The 21648-nt window shown below is 31.6% G+C and carries 19 protein-coding genes and 1 tRNA gene; all 20 read left to right on the top strand.

Going from position 1 to position 21648, the window contains the following annotated elements; genetic code table 11:
* The first annotated feature begins 42 nt into the window (after positions 1 to 42).
* The 20 genes from gatC (at position 43) to FQB35_RS11830 (ending at position 21613) form a co-directional block, all read left to right on the top strand.
* Positions 43 to 330, top strand: a complete 288-nt coding sequence (gene gatC, locus FQB35_RS11930; protein WP_148810109.1) for an Asp-tRNA(Asn)/Glu-tRNA(Gln) amidotransferase subunit GatC — start codon at positions 43 to 45, stop codon at positions 328 to 330.
* A gap of 12 nt (positions 331 to 342) precedes the next feature.
* The gene (gatA, locus tag FQB35_RS11925; RefSeq protein WP_148810108.1) at positions 343 to 1800 is read left to right on the top strand and encodes an Asp-tRNA(Asn)/Glu-tRNA(Gln) amidotransferase subunit GatA; all 1458 of its coding nucleotides are present in this window, start codon (positions 343 to 345) and stop codon (positions 1798 to 1800) included.
* A 12-nt stretch (positions 1801 to 1812) separates the two neighbouring features.
* A complete protein-coding gene (gatB, locus tag FQB35_RS11920; protein ID WP_148810107.1) occupies positions 1813 to 3237 on the top strand; it encodes an Asp-tRNA(Asn)/Glu-tRNA(Gln) amidotransferase subunit GatB in 1425 nt (474 codons plus the stop codon).
* 489 nt (positions 3238 to 3726) lie between these two features.
* Positions 3727 to 4647 carry an ABC transporter permease gene (locus FQB35_RS11915; RefSeq protein ID WP_148810106.1) on the top strand — a complete coding sequence of 307 codons (921 nt, stop codon included), beginning with the start codon at positions 3727 to 3729 and terminating at the stop codon, positions 4645 to 4647.
* 15 nt (positions 4648 to 4662) lie between these two features.
* Positions 4663 to 5586 (top strand): ABC transporter permease, encoded by a 924-nt coding sequence (locus FQB35_RS11910; protein ID WP_148810105.1) that lies wholly within the window; start codon positions 4663 to 4665, stop codon positions 5584 to 5586.
* 15 nt (positions 5587 to 5601) lie between these two features.
* Complete coding sequence (locus FQB35_RS11905) at positions 5602 to 6624, top strand: ABC transporter ATP-binding protein (protein WP_148810104.1); 1023 nt, start codon at positions 5602 to 5604, stop codon at positions 6622 to 6624.
* Positions 6624 to 7628, top strand: a complete 1005-nt coding sequence (locus FQB35_RS11900) for an ABC transporter ATP-binding protein (protein WP_148810103.1) — start codon at positions 6624 to 6626, stop codon at positions 7626 to 7628. Before FQB35_RS11905 ends, FQB35_RS11900 begins: the two co-directional genes overlap by 1 nt.
* A 242-nt stretch (positions 7629 to 7870) precedes the next feature.
* Complete coding sequence (locus FQB35_RS11895; protein ID WP_231701790.1) at positions 7871 to 9487, top strand: peptide ABC transporter substrate-binding protein; 1617 nt, start codon at positions 7871 to 7873, stop codon at positions 9485 to 9487.
* 97 nt (positions 9488 to 9584) lie between these two features.
* On the top strand, positions 9585 to 10967 hold the full coding sequence (locus FQB35_RS11890) for a hypothetical protein (protein ID WP_148810101.1): 1383 nt from the start codon (positions 9585 to 9587) through the stop codon (positions 10965 to 10967).
* Positions 10968 to 11277: 310 nt separating this feature from the next.
* On the top strand, positions 11278 to 11871 hold the full coding sequence (locus FQB35_RS11880; RefSeq protein WP_148810099.1) for a hypothetical protein: 594 nt from the start codon (positions 11278 to 11280) through the stop codon (positions 11869 to 11871).
* 78 nt (positions 11872 to 11949) lie between these two features.
* Positions 11950 to 12930 carry an AIR synthase family protein gene (locus tag FQB35_RS11875; protein ID WP_148810098.1) on the top strand — a complete coding sequence of 327 codons (981 nt, stop codon included), beginning with the start codon at positions 11950 to 11952 and terminating at the stop codon, positions 12928 to 12930.
* A 181-nt stretch (positions 12931 to 13111) separates the two neighbouring features.
* The gene (locus tag FQB35_RS11870) at positions 13112 to 13645 is read left to right on the top strand and encodes a stalk domain-containing protein (protein WP_148810097.1); all 534 of its coding nucleotides are present in this window, start codon (positions 13112 to 13114) and stop codon (positions 13643 to 13645) included.
* A complete protein-coding gene (locus FQB35_RS11865) occupies positions 13614 to 15215 on the top strand; it encodes an N-acetylmuramoyl-L-alanine amidase (protein ID WP_333473067.1) in 1602 nt (533 codons plus the stop codon). Before FQB35_RS11870 ends, FQB35_RS11865 begins: the two co-directional genes overlap by 32 nt.
* Positions 15216 to 15413: 198 nt before the next feature.
* Entirely contained in the window at positions 15414 to 17507 is a 2094-nt protein-coding gene (locus FQB35_RS11860) for an N-acetylmuramoyl-L-alanine amidase (protein ID WP_148810095.1), read from the top strand.
* A 248-nt stretch (positions 17508 to 17755) separates the two neighbouring features.
* On the top strand, positions 17756 to 18277 hold the full coding sequence (locus FQB35_RS11855) for a DUF2179 domain-containing protein (protein WP_148810094.1): 522 nt from the start codon (positions 17756 to 17758) through the stop codon (positions 18275 to 18277).
* Positions 18278 to 18346: 69 nt separating this feature from the next.
* Complete coding sequence (locus tag FQB35_RS11850) at positions 18347 to 19369, top strand: GerMN domain-containing protein (RefSeq protein ID WP_148810093.1); 1023 nt, start codon at positions 18347 to 18349, stop codon at positions 19367 to 19369.
* 150 nt (positions 19370 to 19519) lie between these two features.
* Positions 19520 to 20296, top strand: a complete 777-nt coding sequence (gene rph / locus FQB35_RS11845; RefSeq protein WP_148810092.1) for a ribonuclease PH — start codon at positions 19520 to 19522, stop codon at positions 20294 to 20296.
* Positions 20289 to 20885, top strand: a complete 597-nt coding sequence (locus FQB35_RS11840) for an XTP/dITP diphosphatase (protein WP_148810091.1) — start codon at positions 20289 to 20291, stop codon at positions 20883 to 20885. The genes rph and FQB35_RS11840 overlap by 8 nt, the downstream gene beginning before the upstream one ends.
* Before the next feature lie 12 nt (positions 20886 to 20897).
* Positions 20898 to 21368: a metallophosphoesterase family protein gene (locus tag FQB35_RS11835; RefSeq protein WP_148810090.1), complete on the top strand. Its 471-nt coding sequence runs from the start codon at positions 20898 to 20900 to the stop codon at positions 21366 to 21368.
* Positions 21369 to 21536: 168 nt separating this feature from the next.
* Positions 21537 to 21613: transfer RNA gene (locus FQB35_RS11830), tRNA-Pro, on the top strand.
* Positions 21614 to 21648: the final 35 nt, after the last annotated feature.

The raw sequence follows: 21648 nt of genomic DNA, 5'->3' as shown, positions 1-21648 counted from the left end.
GCTGATTCTTATTTAATTTTAAGGATAAAGGAGGAGAAAGGTATGGCAATTAGCATAAAAGATGTAGAGCATATAGCAGATTTGGCAAGATTAAGTTTTACTGAAGAAGAAAAGATAAGATTTATAAATCAGTTTAAAGTTATTATTGAATATATTGATAAACTCAATAAAGTAGATGTTGAAGGGGTTGAACCTAATAATCATATCATTCCATTAAAAAATATATTTAGAGAAGATGAAATAAAAATTTCTATGGAGAAGGAGAAGGTACTTATGAATGCACCTGATCAACAGGATGGATGCTTTAGAGTACCTAAAATAATAGAATAAGGGAGTGGGAATATGGAAATTTATCATTTGACAGCCCATGAAATAAGGGACAAGCTACAAAATAAAGAAATAAGTGCAAAGGAATTAACAGAATTGATTTTAAAAAGAATGAAAAATGTTGAGTCTAAGGTAGGGGCTTATGTTTATATAAATGATGAAAATGCTGTTTCCTTTGCAGAGGAAGTAGATAATAGAATTCATGCTGGTGAGATACTGTCTGATCTAGTAGGAATTCCTATGAGTTTAAAAGATAATATATGTACAGAAGGAATATTTACTACTTGTGCATCAAAAATCCTCGAAAACTTCATACCTCCATATAATGCGACAGTTACAAAAATGCTTTATGAACAAAAAAGCATTTTGCTTGGAAAGACAAATATGGATGAATTTGCTATGGGCTCTTCTACAGAAACTTCAGTTTTTAAAGCAACAAAAAATCCATGGGATTTAGAAAGGGTTCCCGGAGGTTCGAGTGGGGGATCTGCTGCAGCTGTTGCAGCAGGAGAGGCCTTTTTTTCTTTGGGTTCAGATACAGGAGGTTCTATTAGGCAACCTGCTTCATTTTGTGGAATTGTAGGATTAAAGCCCACATATGGATTGGTTTCAAGATACGGATTAATTGCTTATGCATCATCATTAGATCAAATTGGACCTTTGACAAAGGATGTAGAAGATTGTGCATTAGTTTTAAATGCAATTGTAGGACATGATAATATGGATTCTACATCTGTAAGCTTTAAAGGAGTAGATTATAAAAAAGCATTGATAAATGATGTAGAGGGGCTTAAGATTGGAATTTTAAAAGAATATTTTGAAGAAGGAGTAGATGAAGATATAAAGAAAGCAATATTTGATAGTTTAAAGTTATTTGAATCTATGGGTGCTATAGTTGAAGAAGTATCACTTCCTCATACAGAATATGCCTTATCTGCTTATTATATTATTGCTTCATCAGAGTGTAGTTCAAACTTAGCACGCTTTGATGGAATTAGATACGGATACAGAGCAAAAAACTATGATAGTTTAAAAGATTTATTTATAAAGACAAGAACAGAAGGTTTTGGAGAAGAAGTAAAAAGGAGAATTATGTTAGGAACCTTTTCATTGAGTTTAGGCTATTATGATGCCTACTATCAAAAAGCCTTAAAGGTAAGAACGTTAATTAAGCAGGATTTTGAAAAAGCATTTAAAAATTTTGATGTATTAATAGCTCCTACCACACCATCTGTTGCATTCAAAATAGGGGAAAAAATAAATGATCCATTAGGGATGTATATGTCAGATGTATGTACTGTTCCAATAAATATGGCAGGGCTTCCAGCTATTTCGATTCCATGTGGATTTAAGGATGGGCTTCCTATAGGGCTTCAAATAATAGGAAAACATTTTGATGAAAGTACAATTCTAAGAGTTGCTTATACATTTGAACAGAATACAGACTATCATAAAAAAAGAGTTAAGCTATAAGGGGGTGAAAAGATGAAATATCAAACATTAATTGGTTTAGAAATCCATGTTGAGTTATTAACAGCTTCAAAGATATTTTGCGGATGTAGTACTGCTTTTGGAGGAGAGAGTAATACCCATTGTTGTCCTGTATGTTTGGGACTTCCTGGTGCTTTGCCTGTACTAAATAAAAAAGTAGTAGAATTTGCTGTGAAGGCAGGTTTAGCTCTTAATTGTAACATTGCATCTGTTTGTAAGATGGACAGAAAGAATTATTTTTATCCAGATTTGCCAAAGGCATTTCAAACTTCTCAGTATGATATGCCAATTTGTACAAATGGGTATATAGAAATAGACTGTGGAAAAAAGAAAAAAATTAGAATAAAAAGAGTACATATAGAAGAAGATGCAGGAAAAACAATGCATGCTGAAGATGGCGTGTCTCTTATTGATTACAATAGATGTGGGGTTCCTTTGATTGAAATTGTTACACAACCAGATATGACTTCTTCAGAAGAAGCATATAAATTTCTTGAAAGACTAAAATCCATATTACAATATACAGAAGTTTCCGACTGTAGGATGGAACAAGGTTCATTAAGATGTGATATAAACATTAATGTAAAATCTGAAGATTCTAGTTTTGTGAGTAATATTGTTGAGGTAAAAAACTTAAATTCATTCAAGGCAGCAGCTAAAGCTATAGAATACGAAGAAAAAAGACATATTGATTTGTTGAAAAAAGGAGAAAATACAAATAAAGAAACAAGAAGATGGGACGAATCAAAAAATAAAACAGTCATTATGAGAATGAAAGAAAATGTTGAGGATTATAGATATTTTCCAGAACCAGATTTAGTTAAAATTGAAATAGATAGTGATTGGGTAGAAAAAATAAGGACAAGTTTGCCTGAAATGCCAAATCATAAGAAAGAAAGATTTATAAAGGATTATGGGTTACCTTTATATGATGCAGAGATTTTAACTTCTTCAAAAGGGATGGCAGACTTTTTTGAAGAGGTTGTGAAAGAATTTCAAGATGCAAAGATGGTAAGCAATTGGGTGATGACAGAATTTTATAGAAGTTTAAAAGAAAGTGAAAGTGATATAGAAAATATTAAGTTTTGTGCAAAAGATTTTGCAAAGCTATTAAGATTAATAAAAAGAGGAACTATTAGTAATAATATAGGTAAGAGAATATTTAAAGAAATGTATAATTCAGGAAAAGATCCAGAAATAATTGTAAAAGAAAAAGGACTTATGCAAATATCAGATGTAGATGTGATTAAAGAGATGGTACTGAAGGTTTTAGAGGAATATCCAGAGTCTGTTATGGATTATAAAAATGGGAAGGGTCGTGCATTAGGATTTTTAGTAGGACAGGTAATGAAGGTATCAAAAGGAAAAGCAAATCCACAAATGGTGAACAAAATTATAAAAAAATATTTAGACACTTAAAGAAGGATATTCCTTCTTTTTTTTGAACAAAATGGGTATGAATGGAATTTACAACTGTATATGTATAGCGTACAGAAAGACAAAAATGTATTTGAATCATGCACAATATTATATTTTCTTCCATATAGCAATTGAATAACTTAAAACAATTAAGCATAATTATTCATCTGTTTTGAACAATTTTTGAATCATGAAAATGTTACTGCAGGTTTTTGAGTTGTGAATCAAATCCAGTAAAATCAATAGCTTTAGAAAATGTTACAAATATTTAAGAAATAGATTCGCTTTAATAAGTTGAATTGTAAAAAAAATTTGGTTATTATTAATAATACATTATGGAAAAGTTACAATGAATAAAATTATCTGAAAAATGAATGATAAATAAAATAAAATTCATTTTAATTTTATATTCAATTAATAGGAGGTGGATATCCGTTATTTATATTAATCTAAAAGATTAATTAAAATGATTAAAGGAGGGTGAATGTTTTGGGTAGATTCATTGCAAATAGAATAGTTTCTATGGTTATTACGCTATTATTAGTTATTACGATTACTTTTCTTTTAATGCATGCTATACCAGGAGGACCTTTTACAAGAGAGAAAGCTTTACCACCTGCAGTTATTAAGGCTTTAGAGGCTAAGTACAAGCTTGATCAACCATTATGGAAGCAATATATAGATTATCTTGGTGGTGTTATAAAAGGTGATTTAGGACCTTCATTCCAACGTACAGGTATTACAGTAAATAAACTGATTGAAGAAGGATTTCCTGTTTCAGCGAAAATCGGAGGGTTATCAGTACTGTTAGTACTTGTTTTAGGGATTCCAATAGGTATTATTTCAGCATTAAAACAAAACAAATGGCAGGATCAATTAGCTATGTTTATGGCAACATTAGGTGTAACCATACCTAGCTTCGTATTAGGAACATTAATTATTTATATATTTAGTTCAAAACTTGGGTGGCTTCCTTCTTATGGATTAAAAAGCTGGAAACACTATATTGGACCTGTGATTGCTCTTAGTGGATTTTCACTTTCATTTGTTGCAAGACTGACACGTTCTAGTATGTTAGAAGTATTGCAGCAAGATTATATTAGAACAGCAAGAGCAAAGGGATTGTCTGAATTTGTAGTAGTTGGAAAACATGCCTTGAAAAATGCATTGATTCCTGTTGTAACCTATGTAGGACCTCTTGTTGCGGCTATATTAACAGGATCATTTGTAGTTGAGAGAATCTTTGCTATTCCAGGAATGGGTAAACATTTCGTAGAGAGCGTTGGAAATAGAGATTATACAGTATTGATGGGTATGACTATATTTTATGCATTATTTTTAGTCGTTATGGTATTGGTTGTAGATGTTGCTTATGGATTCATTGATCCAAGAATTAAAGTTGATGAATAGGAAGGGGATGAAAGGATGGACATTAAAAATATTCCACAGGAAATGTGGCAGCCGATAAGCACAAAAGATCGAGAAAAAGAAAAAATTGCTCGTCCTAGTATGACTTATTGGCAAGATGCTTGGAGACGACTTAAGAAAAACAAATTAGCTATGTTAGGACTTGTAATGATTGCCTTTATTTTCGCATTAGCAATTGTTGGACCATGGCTTTCATCATATAGTTATTCAGAGCAAAATCTTTTAAGAGGGAATGAAGCACCTAGTGCTGATCATATATTTGGTACGGATGCACATGGTAGAGATTTATATGTAAGGGTATTGTACGGTGCACGTATTTCTCTTATTGTTGCAGTAGTAGCAACTTTGGTTAACTTTTTTATTGGGATCATTTATGGAGGAATTTCAGGATATATAGGTGGAAAAGTTGATAATATTATGATGCGTATTGTAGATATTATTTCTACTATTCCATTGGTTTTATATGCAATTATTCTGATGGTTGTAATTGGTTCAGGTCTTAAGAGTATAATCATTACTTTAGGAACTATATATTGGGTAAGAATGGCGCGGATTGTGCGTGGACAAATTTTAAGTTTAAAAGAACAAGAATATGTTCTAGCAGCTAAAACCTTGGGAGCTGGTACATGGAGGATATTATTTAGACATTTGATTCCAAATGCTATGGGACCAATTATTGTTACAATGACTATGCAAATTCCAAGTGCTATATTTACTGAATCTTTTTTAAGCTTTATAGGACTAGGAGTTTCAGCACCTATGGCTTCATGGGGATCATTAGCTAGTGATGCATTAGGAGGACTTAGGTCATATCCATATCAGTTATTTTTCCCAGCAGCAGCAATATGTATTACAATGCTTGCATTTAACTTCTTAGGTGACGGTTTAAGAGATGCTCTTGACCCACGCTTGCGTAAGTAGAAAAGGGGTGACAATATGAAAAACGATAGAGTATTAGAAGTAAAAAATCTTAGAACTTCGTTTTTTACCCATGTGGGTGAAGTTAAGGCAATAAGAGGTGTAAGTTTTCATTTAGATAAAGGAGAAGCAGTTGGTCTTGTTGGAGAATCAGGAAGTGGAAAAAGTGTTACATCTATGTCTATTATGAGATTACTTCAGTATCCCGGAAAAATTGTAGATGGAGAAATTACCTTTAAAGGAAAAGATATTGTAAATTTATCAGAAAAAGAAATGCAAAGTATTCGAGGAAATGAAATGGCTATGATCTTCCAAGATCCTATGACATCTTTAAACCCTGTATATACAGTTGGAGATCAGATTATGGAAGCTATAAGAAAACACCAAGGTTTAAATAAAAAAGAAGCAAGAAAAAAGGCAATTGAGATGCTTAAATTGGTGGGGATTCCATCTCCTCAAAAACGTGTAGATAACTATCCACATGAATTTAGTGGAGGAATGAGACAAAGAGCAATGATTGCCATGGCTTTATCTTGTGAACCGAATCTATTAATTGCAGATGAGCCTACAACTGCATTAGATGTTACTATACAGGCGCAAATTCTTGAGCTTATGAAGGATTTAAAGGAAAAAATTAATACATCTATTATTCTTATTACACATGATTTAGGTGTTGTAGCAGATGTATGTAGTAGAATTATTGTTATGTATGGTGGATTGATTATGGAGGAAGGAACGACTGAGCAAATTTTTTATAATCCAAAGCATCCTTATACAATGGGATTATTAAAGTCAATTCCAAGACTTGATTTAGGAGAAAATCAACGATTAGTTCCAATAGAAGGAACTCCTCCAGATTTACTTAAACCTCCGAAGGGATGTCCATTTGCTGCAAGATGTCCTTATGCAATGAAAGTATGTCAAGAAATGCTGCCTCCATATTTTGAGACAGAAGAAAATCATCGCTCTATGTGTTGGTTATTGCATAAAGACGCTCCTCAAGTTGATGTAGATACTGGTGTGAAAAGGGGGAGGGTATAATGAATAAAAATAATGCAAATTTATTAAAAAAAGAGGATGATATTTTACTAGAAGTAAAAAACCTAAAGAAATATTTTCCAATTAGAAAAGGATTTTTTGGTAAGGATATCCAATATGTAAAGGCAGTAGATGATGTAAGCTTTTATATTAAACGAGGCGAAACATTAGGTCTTGTTGGAGAATCAGGATGTGGAAAATCAACGACTGGAAGAACACTTATTCGTTTATATGAACCTACTGATGGGGAAATTATATTTGATGGTGCAGAGATTGGTATGATGAGTGAAAAGGAAATGCTTCCTTTCAGAAAAAAAATGCAGATGATTTTTCAAGATCCATATGCATCTTTAAATACGCGTATGACTGTAGGAGATATTATAGGGGAAGCTTTAGATATTCATAAATTAGCATCGGGAAAAGAAAGAACAGAGATTATTCATGATTTGTTATCTAAAGTTGGACTTAATCCTGATCATGCTATAAGATATCCACACGAATTTAGTGGAGGTCAAAGACAGCGTATAGGGATTGCAAGAGCTTTAGCAGTAAGACCTGAATTTATAATATGTGATGAACCTATATCAGCATTAGACGTTTCTATACAAGCACAGGTAGTTAATATGTTAGGTGATTTACAACAAGAATTAGGTCTAACTTATTTATTCATTGCGCATGATCTTTCAATGGTTAGATATATATCTGATAGAGTAGGAGTTATGTATCTTGGAAAACTAGTAGAAATTGCTGATAGTGAAGAGCTTTATGAAAAGCCTGCACATCCTTATACACAGGCACTTTTATCAGCTATTCCGATTCCAGATCCAGACATATCAAAAACAAAGAATAGAATTTTACTAGAAGGAGATGTTCCAAGTCCACTTAATCCACCTTCTGGTTGTAGATTCTGTACAAGATGTCCGCATGCTATGAAAAAATGTTCAGAAATAGAACCTCAAATGAAGGATATTGGTGGAGGACATATGGCTGCTTGCCACTTGTTATAAAAGTATATGTGATATATCTTCTTATGATATATCACATATATAATAAATTACACAGCTTCATAGTATTTATATTTTTTTAACAAAAAGTTTCAGACTATTTAATCTTATTAAGAAGCTGTAATAGAATTTTGAATATTTTTTAAAATATCAATTATGGTCATTTTAAGGGAGGTGGTTAATTAACATTAAATATTTTGTAAGAAATTTACAAAAATAAAAATTTTAAAATGGGAGGGAGTACATTGCTTAAGAAAAGTTTAGCCTTTATATTAGTAATTATGTTGTTTGTTACGGCTTTAGCAGGATGTGGACAAAAAGCTCCAGCAGAGCCAGAAAAGAAAGTATTAAGATGGAATCTAGGAGCAGAACCAAAGACAATAGATCCTCAATTAAATAGTGCTTCTGATGGTGGTCATGTAATTAATAATACCTTTGAAGGATTAATGAGAGAAAAAGATGGAAAACTTGAGCCTGCTATGGCAGAAAGCTATGAAGTATCTAAAGATGGATTAACTTATACTTTCCATTTAAGAGATGCAAAGTGGTCAGATGGAAAACCAGTAAAAGCTCAAGATTTTGTGTATGCTTGGAAGAGAGCTCTAGATCCAAATCTAGTTCCAGAGCCATCTGAGTATGCATTCCAATTATTCTATATTAAAGGTGCACAGGAAGCTTATGAAGGAAAAGGATCATTAGATGATGTAGCTATTGTAGCTAAGGATGATAAGACGTTAGAGGTTACATTAAAAGCACCAACACCATATTTTCTTAACTTAACTGCATTCTATACTTATATGCCAGTAAGAAAAGATATGGTAGAAAAAGACCCAGAAGGATGGGCTAGAAACCCTGAAACAGCTGTTTCAAATGGACCATTTAAATTAGTAGAGTATGCTATGGGAGATAGAATTGTTCTTGAGAAAAATGAAAACTATTGGAAGGCAGATAAAGTAAATATTGATAGAATTGAAGCACTTATGATTGTTGAAGAATCAACAGCTTTGACTGCTTATGAATCAGGAGAAATTGATGTAATCGATAAAATTCCAGTACAAGAAATACCAAGATTACAAGCTGAAGATCCTACATTTATGATATGGCCAGAAATAGGAACATACTACTATATATTTAATGTTACAAAATCACCTACAAATGATGTAAGAGTTAGAAAAGCTTTAACACTTGCAATCGATAGAAAAGCAATTGTTGAGAAAGTAACAAAAGGCGGACAAATTCCTGCTACAGGATTTACACCACCAGGATTACTAGATGCAGATGGAAAAGAGTTCCATGAAGTTGCTGGAGATTATGGTATTGATCCAAATGGTGCAAAGGTAGAAGAAGCAAAAAAACTATTAGCAGAAGCTGGATATCCTGATGGAAAGGGATTCCCAGAAATTGAAATAGTTTATAACACACTTGAAAGTCATAAAGCAGTTGCAGAGGCAATTCAAGAAATGTGGAAGCAAAATCTTGGTATTAAAGTAAAGCTTACAAACCAAGAGTGGGCAGTATTCCAAGATACAAGACATAATGGAAACTTTACTATTGCTAGAGCAGGTTGGCTAGGAGATTATGCTGACCCTATGACAATGCTTGATTTATGGTTATCATACTCTGGAAACAATGACGCACAATGGAACAGTCCTGAATATGATAAATTAATCGAAGATTCAAAATTATTAACAGGAAAAGAGAGATTTGACTTACTTTATAAAGCACAAGATTTATTAATGAATGAAATGATTGTTATGCCAATTTATTACTACACAAGACCTCAAATGGTAAGTGAACGTGTGAAAAATTGGGAAAAAACAAAAATGGGACATTGGTTCTTTGGAAATGCATCAATAGAATAGTCAAAAAGATGGTGAGAAATCACCATCTTTTTTTAGTAACCCAAATCTCCTTTGATGAATATTATGAATGTAAGTCATTTAAAAAGGAGGTTTTTGAATGGTTGAATTAACACTATTGCATTGGGTATATGTTTTAATGGTAATCGTTGTATTAGTTGTTATGGTTATGAGGAAGGATACCATTATCCCATGTATTTTAGGGGTATTTTTAATGGGGTTAGTGGTGAAAAAAACCATGCTTGGAGCAACAAAAGCTGTATTTGATTCACTTATTGTTGCAGGTATGGAATTATTGGGGATTATTATTGTTATTTCATGTATTGTGGCAATGTCTAAGCTTTTGGAAGAAATCGGTGCAAATCGATTAATGGTAGAACCATTTAGAAAGTTTATCAAAACACCTGATATTGCTTTTTGGTTTATAGGCATTATTATGCTTGTGGTATCTTGGTTCTTCTGGCCATCACCTGCTACAGCATTAGTAGGGGCAGTACTACTTCCAGTTGCTTTGCGTGTTGGATTGCCAGCTATTGGTGTTGCTATGTCTATAAATTTATTTGGACATGGTTTGGCATTATCTACTGATTATGTTATTCAAGGAGCACCAACAATTACAGCAACTGCTGCAGGTATACCAGTGGAAGCTGTTATGAGTAAAGGAAGTATATTGTTTTGGGTTATGGGGATTGTTACTATTATAACGGCCTTTGTTTTATTAAAAAGAGATATGAAAAATGGTAAAATAAAAAAGCCTAATATAGATAAATTTAATATAGTGGAGGATACAAGAATTAAACCAGTTGCAAAATTAGCTGCATTTTTAGTTCCTATAGCATTTGTATTAGACATTATTGCTATGTTTGTATTTAAGTTAAGAGGAGGAGATGCTACAGCACTCATTGGAGGAACAGCCATACTTATTCTTATGATTATTTGTATTATAGAATATAAAGTAAATGCCCTTGATAAAATAACAGAATATGTTCGTGGTGGATTTATGTTTGGTATGGAAATTTTTGGTCCAATCATACCTATTGCAGCTTTTTTCTATATGGGAGAAGTTTCTCCAATACAATCTGTTTTAGGAGAAGCAGCACTACCTCTTGGTTCTCAAGGAATTTTATCAGATATGGGCAGTGCAATAGCCTCTATTGCACCAATGAACCGACCAGTAGTCGCTACAATGGAGATGGTAGTAGGAGCAATAACAGGATTAGATGGATCAGGATTTTCAGGTATGTCTTTAGCTGGGTCGTTAGCAAAAGTTTTTGGAACTGCAATTGGTGCAAGTATTCCAAAACTTGCAGCATTAGGGCAAATTGGTGCTATTTGGATAGGTGGTGGAACTATTGTTCCTTGGGGATTAATTCCTGCTGCAGCAATTTGTAGAGTATTGCCTATGGATCTAGCAAGAAGAAATTTTGTTCCTGTTGTTACAGGACTGATTATTACAACTATTGTAGCAATGTTTATTATTTAGTAACCGAGCTTAGTGCTCGGTTATATTTTTTTTTGCTTTTATATTTTGTTCTTTAGGTACAAAATATACACATTGTGGATGAGGAGTTGAAGACAAAGATGTGATATGGGTAAGTGTGCATTTTCCATCATTTTCATAGAAGCAGGGTAGACAACAGTTAATGTTTATCATCCGATTCATCGCCTCCTGTTCATAGTATCTGAAGATAAGATAAAATTCATGTATTGAAAATAATGTATATAAGTATAGAATATAGAAAAAATTCATACCATAAAATTGTCTTCTAGAAACTATATAGGAGGTATATAGCATGATTTTTCAAGATTATGAAAAAACAGGTGTTATTTATCATATTATTAGCTTACCAGATTTAAAGAAAGCATTAAAATATGGAATTGCTTTTGATGATAAAGTGACTTATAAAACAAAATATGATGGATTTCATCAATTGATAGATGCACAAAAACCTGATTGGATACCAAGCTGGGTAATAAGAAGTAAATCAATTTTTGCAAGTATAAACTACCCTAAAAATCATAAGTTTCACTCTCATAGTGCAGTTCTTTCTATTAAAATAGATCCAAAGAGGTGTTGGGTAGCAAATGAAAATTATGCAAATCAAATATATGAACCATACATGCTGCAAAATGTTGAAGAATTTTACGAATGCAAAGATTATCTAAAAAAAGAGGGAAAGATGCTGCTGAAAAAATATTGGGAAACATCATTAAGCTTTGAAGAAAATTTAAAGGTAAGAATGGATAAAATAGATGGCTATGATGCAGAAGTGCTTATAAATCATACTATTGCACCAGAGGATATAGAAATTAAGTATATTGTTTCAGATCATAGAATGTTAAATGTAGAGGAATGGAAAAAAATATTTTGTTCTTGTAGAGGTTGATGTTGCTTATCTATTTAGAAAGAATTAATGTATAATTAATATAGAAAAGAAAGAGTTGTGAAATGAGGGGGATTTATGATGAAGGTGGGAAAATTAGATAGTGAGCTGTTAAGAAATATTGTTTTTGAGCATATAAAAAATCATAGAGAGGAAGTTATTGTAAGACCAGGAATTGGTGAGGATTGTGCAGTGCTAGATTTTGGTGAATACGCATGTGTATTATCAACTGATCCAATTACAGGAGCTGCAAATGAAGTAGGAAGACTTGCTGTACATATATCATGCAATGATATTGCATCGAATGGTGTAGAACCTCTAGGACTTATGCTAACAATTATGGCCCCAGAAGGGACGACGGCAGAAGAAATTGAGCAAATTATGAGGCAGGCAGGTGAGGAAGCTGAGAAGTTAAATGTAGAAATCATTGGTGGACATACGGAGATTACTTCTGCTGTAAATAAAGTTATTGTTTCTTCCACAGCCATAGGAAGACAATTTAAAGAAAAAGTAGTTCAAAGTAAAGCAAATCCAGGGGATATTATTATTATGACAAAAAATGTTGGATTAGAAGGCACTTCTATAATTGCCCATGATTTTGAAGAAAAGTTGATAAAAGATTTAGGAAAAGATATTGTATATAATGCAAAAAAAATGATGGAAGATATGAGTGTCATAACAGAAGGGGTTGTTGCTGGCCAAGTTGGCGTAACCAGTATGCATGATATAACAGAAGGCGGGCTATTAGGTGCAATATGGGAATTATGTGAGGCTTCTAATGTGGGTGCAGTTATTTTTAAGAACAAAGTAAATATTGCTCATGAAACGGAAGAAATCTGTAAATATTTTAAAATTGATCCATTTAAACTCATTTCGAGTGGCTGTATGATTATGACAGTGTCAAAAGAAAAGGAGAATATATTACTAGAAAGTCTTAAAGAGAAAGGTGTAAAAGCAGCTGCAATAGGGGAAATAACAGAAAAAGGAAAATACTTAGTAGATGGTATAGAAAAAATAGAAATCACTCCTCCAGAAAGTGATGAATTATACAAAGTAATGTAGGCTCGTATATACGAGCCTACATTACTTTGTGGTATTTAATGGATAGTATTAAATATCAATTACAATTGTGTTTATTATATTGCTTAAGATTTATAAAAATGATATAAAGATAGAAGAAAGAAACTGTCGAAAAAAGTACTTATTTACATAACTATGAGAAAAGGAATTAGGGGGACAAATAATGAAACGGTTACTGTCGATTTTACTTGTATGCATTATGATTATAGGAATGGGTATTACTGCCTTTGGTGCAAAATTTGAAAGAAGCACTGTAGAAATTACAGATGGAACAAATGGAGATACTAAAGAAGTACCTAGTGTCAATCTTTTGATGGGTGGAAAAGACGTATATACAGATGTGCCGTCACTTCTTTATACAATCGATGGCAAAAGCCGTACTTTAGTACCTATAAGATTTGTTGTTGAAAATTTAGGTGCTAATATAGAATGGAACCAACAGAAAAAAGAAGCTACAATTCTTACGGATAAAAAGAAGATTGTGCTAAAGATTGATTGTGATATAGCTACTGTAAATGGTAAAGAGTACAAACTTCCAAATGGTGTTCCTGCAAAATTATTAGGATATCAAGGAAATTATAGAACAATGGTGCCTTTAAGATTCATAGCAGAGCAGCTTGGAATGGATGTAAACTGGAAGCAAGAAACTACTACAGCAATAGTGGATTTACCAAAAACAATCTATAACAGCTATTGAATGTAGTAAATATAAGAGTATTCCTCAAGTAATTATAGAGACTACAGGAAATGTAAATATTTCATCTATGTATCTTCCAGGAAGTAAATTTGGAGGAAACGACCGTTTGATTTTAGATATACCAAATGCTGATTTAAAAATTAATGACTCATCTTTTATAAAAGATGGGAAAGGTATAAGGAAAAAAGTATATGATAATGGTATTATGGCTATTAGAGCTTCTAATTTTGAAACAACCCCTAGAAATGTAACTAGAATTGTAATTGATTTAGCTATGCCAAGAGGATATGATATTTCTTTTGACAAAGATAGCAATAAAATTAAAGTGGATTTTTTAAATACTGTAAAAAATATAAAATTAGAGGAAAGAAATAATGCAGAGGCTGTTGTTATTCAGACTGATGAAGTTCCTGTATATAATGTTATGGATTTAGGGGATAGAGTTGTAGTTGATGTATTAAATTCAAAATTAAAATTTAATAATAACAAGATTTCTGTTGGAAAAAACGGAATTAAAAGGATTAGAACAGCTCAATTTAAGCCAGATCAAAATTATGATAAGGATGATAAGATTGTTCGTGTTGTACTAGATTTAGAAGAAGGACAAAGTTTTAAAAATGTATTTGTTGATCATGAAGGAATGGATATTCTTGTTTATGTAAATGATAAACCGTTACAAGGATTTAATTATAAAAAAGAAACGATTAATAGTTCAACGCTGAAAATATCTTTAGAAAAAGAGGGAAAGTATAATATAGATTATGTTGATAATAGTAATTTAATTATTTTAAAAGTTCCAAAGGATAAAATAGAATTAGCAAATGCTCAGCTAAATATGAATGACAATATGATAGAGAAAATAGATATTGATGACAAAGATAGTGATTATTATTATATAAATATAAAATTAAAAGATGGAACAGATTATGTTGATAAGACAAAATATAGTGTGACAGATGAAATTATAATAAAATTTGAAAATAAAAAAATTAAAAATTCTAAGTATAAAGGAAAAATGGTTGTAATTGATGCAGGTCATGGAGGGAAGGACCCTGGAGCCCATAGTAGTAGGTTAAATTTACAAGAAAAGGAATTAGCTTTAGATACAGCAATAAGATTAAATAAACTGTTAGAGGAAGCTGGATTTAATACATTCATGACAAGAGAAGATGATACTTATATTGGATTGTATGAAAGACCTTCTATGGCAAATGAATTAAATGCAGATGCATTTGTAAGCATACATTACAACTGGCACCCGAATAAAAAAGTGAGTGGTGTACAAGTTCTTTATAATGGAGATGATCCAACACGAGATAATAAAACTTTTGCAAGAATTGTAAAAAATGAAATGGTAAAAGAATTGAATGCAGTAGATAGAGGGATTGTTCATAGACCTAAGCTAGTTGTAATAAGAGAGACAAAAATGCCAGCAATATTAGCAGAAATGGCGTTTATATCAAATCCTACAGAAGAAGCAAAAGTAGCTACACAAGAATATAGACAAAAATGTGCAAAGGCTTTGTTTGATGGTATTAAAAGATATTTTGATGAAGTTTTGTTAAAGTAATAAAAGAGAGATGCTAAAAATTTAGCATCTCTCTTTTATTACATATAAGTTACAATTAAGAGAAGGAAGTTGACGTAAGTTTTATTAAGATGATATAAATGTATGTAGGATAAAGTTGTCGAAAATGTAATATTTATGTATATTTCATAAAAAATATGTTTGTAATAGCAGGAAAGTTATTATATTAGGAGGAAAATTATGAAACGTTTGTTAGCTATTATATTTGTAATATGTATATTTTTTGGAATGAGCAGTACTATTTTTGGATTAGAAGCAGAACAAAGTATTATAGAAATTAAGGATGGTATATCTGCTAAAGTGCAAAAAGTCCATCGTGTAAATCTTTTAATGGGTGGAAAAGATGTATATACTGATGTACCACCTGTTCTTTATACTATAAATAATAAGAGCCGTACTTTAGTTCCAATAAGATTTGTAGTAGAGGGTTTAGGTGCTAATATAGAATGGAATCAAGAAAGACGTGAAGCTACTATTGTTGCTAAAGAAAAGAAGATAATATTAAAAATTGATAGTGCAATAGCTATTGTAAATGGAAAAAAGTATAAACTTCCTAATAATGTTCCTGCAAAATTATTAGGATATCAAGGGAATTATAGAACAATGGTGCCTTTAAGATTCATAGCAGAGCAGCTTGGAATGGATGTAAATTGGAAACAAGAAACGACTACTGCTATGGTTGATTTACCTGAGCAATATATAACTAATATTGCATATGAAAATACAGGAAATATTTCGAAGATGATTATTAAAACCACAGGAGCAGTAAATTTTACAACAATGTATTTGCCAGGAAGTAAATTTGGAGGAAATGATCGTTTGATTATTGATATTCCAAATACTAATATCAATATAAAAGATTCATATTTTGAAGAAAACAATGGCCTTTTTAAGAAAGAAGTGAATATGGATGGTATTAAAACAATTAGAGGATCTTTATTTGAGACAAAGCCTAGGAAAGTAAGCAGAATTGTATTGGATTTAAACAAGCCAAAAGGATATGATGTGTCTTTTGATGAGGAAAGCAATGAACTTAGTGTAGCCTTTTTAAATAATGTAAGAAATATAAAACTAGAAGAAAGAAATCATGTGAATGCAGTTGTTATTCATACAGAAGAATCTCCTGTATATAATATTATGGATTTTGGGAATAAAGTAGTTGTAGATGTATTAAATGCTAAATTAAAGTTTAATAAGAATGAAATATTTGTTGGCAAGCAGGGAATAAAAAAAATTAGAACAGCACAATTTGCTCCAGATGCTAATTATGATAAGGATGATAAGATTGTTCGTGTTGTACTTGATTTAGAAGAAGGACAAAGCTTTGAAAATATATTTGTTGATCATGAAGGAACAGATATTTTAGTTTATATAAATGACAAGCCAATGCAGGAATTAGACTATCAAAAAGAAGATATTAATCAATCAAGGTTAAAATTATCATTACACGATCAAGGGGAATATTATATAGATTATGCTCCTGTTAGCAATGCTATTGTATTAAAAGTGCCAAAAGATAAAATAGAATTAACAAGTACAGAATTAAATATTGATGATAATATGGTAAAAGCCATAAATATTGAAGATGAAATAGATGATATATATTACTACATAACAATAAAACTTACAGATGGAACAGATTATAGCATTGAAGCAAATGGAATAATTACAGATGAAATTATTATAAGACTTCAAAATAGAAAAATTGGACCTTCTAAGTATACTAAAAAATTAATTGTAATAGATCCAGGACATGGAGGAAAAGATCCTGGTACAAGTAATAAAGAACTAAAACTACTCGAAAAAGATTTAGCCTTAGATACAGCAATGAGACTAAAAGAATTATTAGAAGAAGCTGGATTTGATACTTTTATAACAAGAGATGATGATACATATGTTGGATTGTACGAAAGACCAGAAATAGCTAATGGTTTGAATGCAGATGCTTTTGTAAGTGTTCATTATAATTATGTGGACAATAAAAGGGTATCAGGTGTAGAAACTTTATATGCAGATGATCCAGTAAGGGATTGTAAAAGATTTGCAACAATGATACAAGAAGAAATGGTAAAAGGTTTAAAAGCTAATGATAGAAAGATTCAAAACAAACCACAGTTTGTTGTCATAAGAGAAACTAAAATGCCTGCTGTAATAGCAGAAGTTGCATTCTTATCAAATCCTAGAGAAGCTAGATTAGCTGCTACACCAGCATACAGACAAAAAGCAGCACAAGCATTATTTAATGGAATTAAAAGATATTTTGATGAAAGATAAGAAAGAGCCCGTTAATAAATTTATATGCTGGCTTAGCGTCTATGCTAAGCCTATGGATTTTTCTGAAATTCTTCATCAAGTTTTCTTTGCTAAAGCTTTGTAATTATTTGCTTTTATTTTTAAGTCATAAATTTTATTTTGTATAAATTTTGGAAAAAGATACGAATTTTCGTAAATAGGCTTTTCGAAAAATGAAAAGGGAGATATAATGGGTTAGAAATAAATTAAAGGCTTAAGGGGGAGAATTAATGGAATTTTTTTTAGGTTATTTATTAATTTTCTGTTCAAGGATTATGGATGTATCAATTAGTGTAGTTCGTACAATTTTAATGGTTAGAGGGAAGAAGTTTCAAGCTGCAGCTTTGGGAGTTTTAGAAGTATTTATATATATTACAGTGCTTACAAGGATTATGGGGCAATTAAATAATATAGGGAATTTAATTGCTTATGCATTAGGATTTGGAACAGGACAGATTGTAGGTATATTCTTAGAACAAAAAATGGCAATTGGAAATGTAACGGCACAAGTAATTACAAAGGAAAATGAAGATGATTTGGTGGAATTACTAAGAAGTGAAGGATTTGGGGTTACAGTAGTGCAAGGATATGGAAAAGATGGGATTAGAAATATATTGCATATAGCGCTACAAAGGAATATGCTTCCCAAATTTCATAGTTTATTAGATAATTTCGATAAAAATGCATTTGTTACTATAATGGATACAAAGCATATTCAAGGTGGTTATTTAAAAAGAATGAAAAGAAAATAATACAAATAGACATAGTATGCCTCCCTAAGTAATATAATTTTATAAAGATATTTGTTAGGGGGGAATGGATTGAAAAGGAATAGAGTAGTTGTATTAATTCTAGTACTATGCATGATGATAAGCCTTGTTGGCTGTGCAAATCCTATTAAGTTAGTAACGGGATTATTTGGAGATGAAGATAAGGCTGCTTCAAATCTTGTTGAAAGTAATGATGGTACACAACAGGATGATGGATTGAGAAATACTGTATTATATTATAAAGATGATAAAGGATTTTTGGTACCTGTTATGAGGAAAATTCCTTGGACAGAAGGAAGAGGAATAGCAAAAGCAGCATTAAGAGCAATGATTGATAATCCAGCAAATAGGCAAGATATTGCAGAGCTTGGTTTATCACCAGTTATTCCAGCAAATACAGAAATTCGAGGAATGAGTATTCATGAAGGATTATGTAAAGTAGATTTTACCAGTGATTTTTTGAATTGTTTTAGTAAGGAAGAAGAAGAAGCATTAGTAAAAGCAGTTGTTTATACATTGACAGAATTTCCAACTATTGATCGTGTACAATTTATGGTGGATGGAAAAATTCAAAATAGACTTCAGTATGGTACAACTATAGCAAATGCAGTTACAAGAAAAGATATTAATTATGTAGGTAAAACACCAAGTGATAATAAGGTTGTTGTATATTATGAAGGAACGGTAAATGGATTAGAGACATATTTTGTACCTGTTACAAAGGCTATAGAGAAAAATGATTCTTCTGTAAATGTATTAGATGCATTAGATGCTTTAGTTGAAGGTCCACCAAAAGGACTTGGATTATATAGTGAAATACCAGAAGGAACACGTGTTGTAAGTGTAGATGTAAATGATAGTGTAGCTTGTATTAATTTGAGTGAAGAAATATTAGACATTGTAGATAATCAGACTGCTGCAAATAGTGTAGCAAAATCATTTGGATTAACGATAAAAGAGCAATATCCAAATGTGGTAGGCGTTAAGCTATTTGTTGATGGAAAAGAGCTAAAAATAGGAGAAGAAAAGAAAGAAGATCCTATTGCTATACCGACATTTGCAAATCAATATTAATATAAACCAGTGGAAAACCACTGGTTTTTTAACTTATAGAAATCTTTAAAATAAATAGTGTTTTGAAAGGATAAAATAATCAAAGGTGTAATCGATATAATTGTGTGGTAAAATAATTTATAAGTAAATTACCAAGAGAGGAAGAGGAATATGACTAGATTTGATGGCAGAAAAGAAAGTGAGTTAAGGCCAGTAAAAATTACAAAAGATTATTTAGCCTATGCAGAAGGTTCTGTACTTATAGAAATGGGAAATACAAAGGTAATATGTACTGCTTCTATAGAGGATAAGGTACCCCCATTCTTAAAGGGGAAAGGTACTGGTTGGATAACAGCAGAGTATGGAATGCTTCCAAGATCTACTCAAACAAGAAAGATAAGAGAATCAAGTAGAGGGAAAGTAGATGGAAGAACTCAAGAAATACAAAGATTGATTGGAAGAGCATTGCGTTCAGTAGTTGATTTAAGCGCTTTAGGAGAAAGGACTATATGGATAGACTGTGATGTAATACAAGCTGATGGAGGGACGAGAACAGCATCTATAACAGGTGCTTTTATAGCATTAGTAGATGGATTACATAAATTATATGAGAATAAGCAAATAAGTAGTTTGCCTGTAAAAAATTATGTTTCAGCTGTAAGTGTTGGTGTGGTAGACAACAATCCAATCCTAGATTTATGCTATCAAGAAGATTCAAATGCAAAAGTAGATATGAATGTAATAATGACTGATAAAAAGGAATTTGTAGAAATTCAAGGGACAGGTGAAGAAGCACCTTTTAGTAGACAAGAACTGCTAAGGCTATTAGAATTAGCCGAAAAAGGGAATATGGAATTAATACAAATGCAAAAGGATGTACTAGGTGAAGTAGGAGATTTAATTGGCAAATCAATCAATGAAGAGACAGGAGAGAAATCAGATGAATAAAGTAGTAATTGCATCAAAGAATAAACATAAATTAGAAGAAATAAAAGAGATTCTTAAAGGTTTTCCATTAGAGATTAAAAGTATGGATGAAGTGGGATTAGAACATTTAGAGATTGTAGAGGATGGAGAAACCTTTGAAGAAAATTCTATGAAAAAAGCAGTAGCTGTAATGAAAGAAACAGGAAATATTGCAATTGCTGATGATTCAGGACTTGAAGTTAAAGCCATAGGGAATAAACCAGGTGTATATTCAGCAAGATTTTCAGGAGAAAATGCAACAGATGAAAAAAACAATAAAAAATTATTAGATATGCTAAAAGATATTCCTATGGAAAAAAGAAATGCTAGATTTGTATCAGTTATTTCTGTAGCATTTCCAGATGGCAGAAAAATTCATGTAAGAGGAGAATGTGAAGGTTTTATAGGATTTGAAAAAAGAGGAGAAAGTGGATTTGGATATGACCCATTATTTATTGTGCCTAAATATAATAAAACTTTTGCAGAACTAGGAGCAGAAATAAAAAATAAAATAAGTCACAGAGCAAAAGCTTTAGAAAAATTAAAAGAAAAGCTAGGAGAAGTATTGTAGGAGGAATCAAACTTGAAGATTTTGGTTATGAGTGATACCCATGGAATGATAGATTTAGATAAAGAGATTTTAGAAAAAATTGATCAAATGGATTTGTTGATTCATTTAGGGGATCATTATAAAGATGCTTTGTATTTAGGTAAGCTTAAGAATATAAAAGTGAGAGCTGTAAAAGGAAATTGTGATAGAGAAAATGTTGAAGAGGAAATAATATTAGAATTAGGCAAGCATAAGATTTTTTTGACACATGGGCATCAATATGGCGTTAAACTGAATTTAACAAGACTTTATTATAAGGCATTAGAATTAGGCTGCAATGTTGCATTGTTTGGGCATACGCATATGCCTGTAAATATGAAGTATGATGATATACTGATAATGAATCCAGGAAGTCTTAGCAAACCTCGGGGAGGAGCTAAGGCTTCTTATGGGATAATTGAGATTGAAGAAGAAAATATAAAAAGTGAAATTATTGAAATATAATTATAGATAACGAATAGTTATCTAAGTCATTCTTTCGTATTGATATATAGAGAAAAACGTAAAAAAATAAAGAAATTTTATGTAAACGATATATAATGCTTATTAAAAAAGGATTATGGATTTTGATTTTATGTGTCGTATCCTTTATACTATTCTTTGTCAGTTGGACGGGGTGTAGCGCAGTTTGGTAGCGCATCTGGTTTGGGACCAGAGGGCCGCGGGTTCAAATCCTGCCACCCCGACCAAAAAACAAAAAAAGAGTTGACAAGCTTTTAAAGGT

The organism is Crassaminicella thermophila (assembly GCF_008152325.1).
GTDB lineage: Bacteria > Bacillota > Clostridia > Peptostreptococcales > Thermotaleaceae > Crassaminicella_A > Crassaminicella_A thermophila.
This window is presented reverse-complemented; position numbering and strand designations above follow the sequence as displayed.

Excerpts from the sequence above, each read along its gene's own strand:
- FQB35_RS11880 (WP_148810099.1), top strand. The coding sequence starts at position 11,278 with ATGATTTTTCAAGATTATGAAAAAACAGGTGTTATTTATCATATTATT.
- FQB35_RS11840 (WP_148810091.1), top strand. The coding sequence starts at position 20,289 with ATGAATAAAGTAGTAATTGCATCAAAGAATAAACATAAATTAGAAGAA.
- gatB (WP_148810107.1), top strand. The coding sequence starts at position 1,813 with ATGAAATATCAAACATTAATTGGTTTAGAAATCCATGTTGAGTTATTA.
- gatA (WP_148810108.1), top strand. The coding sequence starts at position 343 with ATGGAAATTTATCATTTGACAGCCCATGAAATAAGGGACAAGCTACAA.
- FQB35_RS11855 (WP_148810094.1), top strand. The coding sequence starts at position 17,756 with ATGGAATTTTTTTTAGGTTATTTATTAATTTTCTGTTCAAGGATTATG.
- FQB35_RS11860 (WP_148810095.1), top strand. The coding sequence starts at position 15,414 with ATGAAACGTTTGTTAGCTATTATATTTGTAATATGTATATTTTTTGGA.
- gatC (WP_148810109.1), top strand. The coding sequence starts at position 43 with ATGGCAATTAGCATAAAAGATGTAGAGCATATAGCAGATTTGGCAAGA.
- FQB35_RS11910 (WP_148810105.1), top strand. The coding sequence starts at position 4,663 with ATGGACATTAAAAATATTCCACAGGAAATGTGGCAGCCGATAAGCACA.
- FQB35_RS11870 (WP_148810097.1), top strand. The coding sequence starts at position 13,112 with ATGAAACGGTTACTGTCGATTTTACTTGTATGCATTATGATTATAGGA.
- FQB35_RS11900 (WP_148810103.1), top strand. The coding sequence starts at position 6,624 with ATGAATAAAAATAATGCAAATTTATTAAAAAAAGAGGATGATATTTTA.
- rph (WP_148810092.1), top strand. The coding sequence starts at position 19,520 with ATGACTAGATTTGATGGCAGAAAAGAAAGTGAGTTAAGGCCAGTAAAA.
- FQB35_RS11875 (WP_148810098.1), top strand. The coding sequence starts at position 11,950 with ATGAAGGTGGGAAAATTAGATAGTGAGCTGTTAAGAAATATTGTTTTT.
- FQB35_RS11890 (WP_148810101.1), top strand. The coding sequence starts at position 9,585 with ATGGTTGAATTAACACTATTGCATTGGGTATATGTTTTAATGGTAATC.
- FQB35_RS11905 (WP_148810104.1), top strand. The coding sequence starts at position 5,602 with ATGAAAAACGATAGAGTATTAGAAGTAAAAAATCTTAGAACTTCGTTT.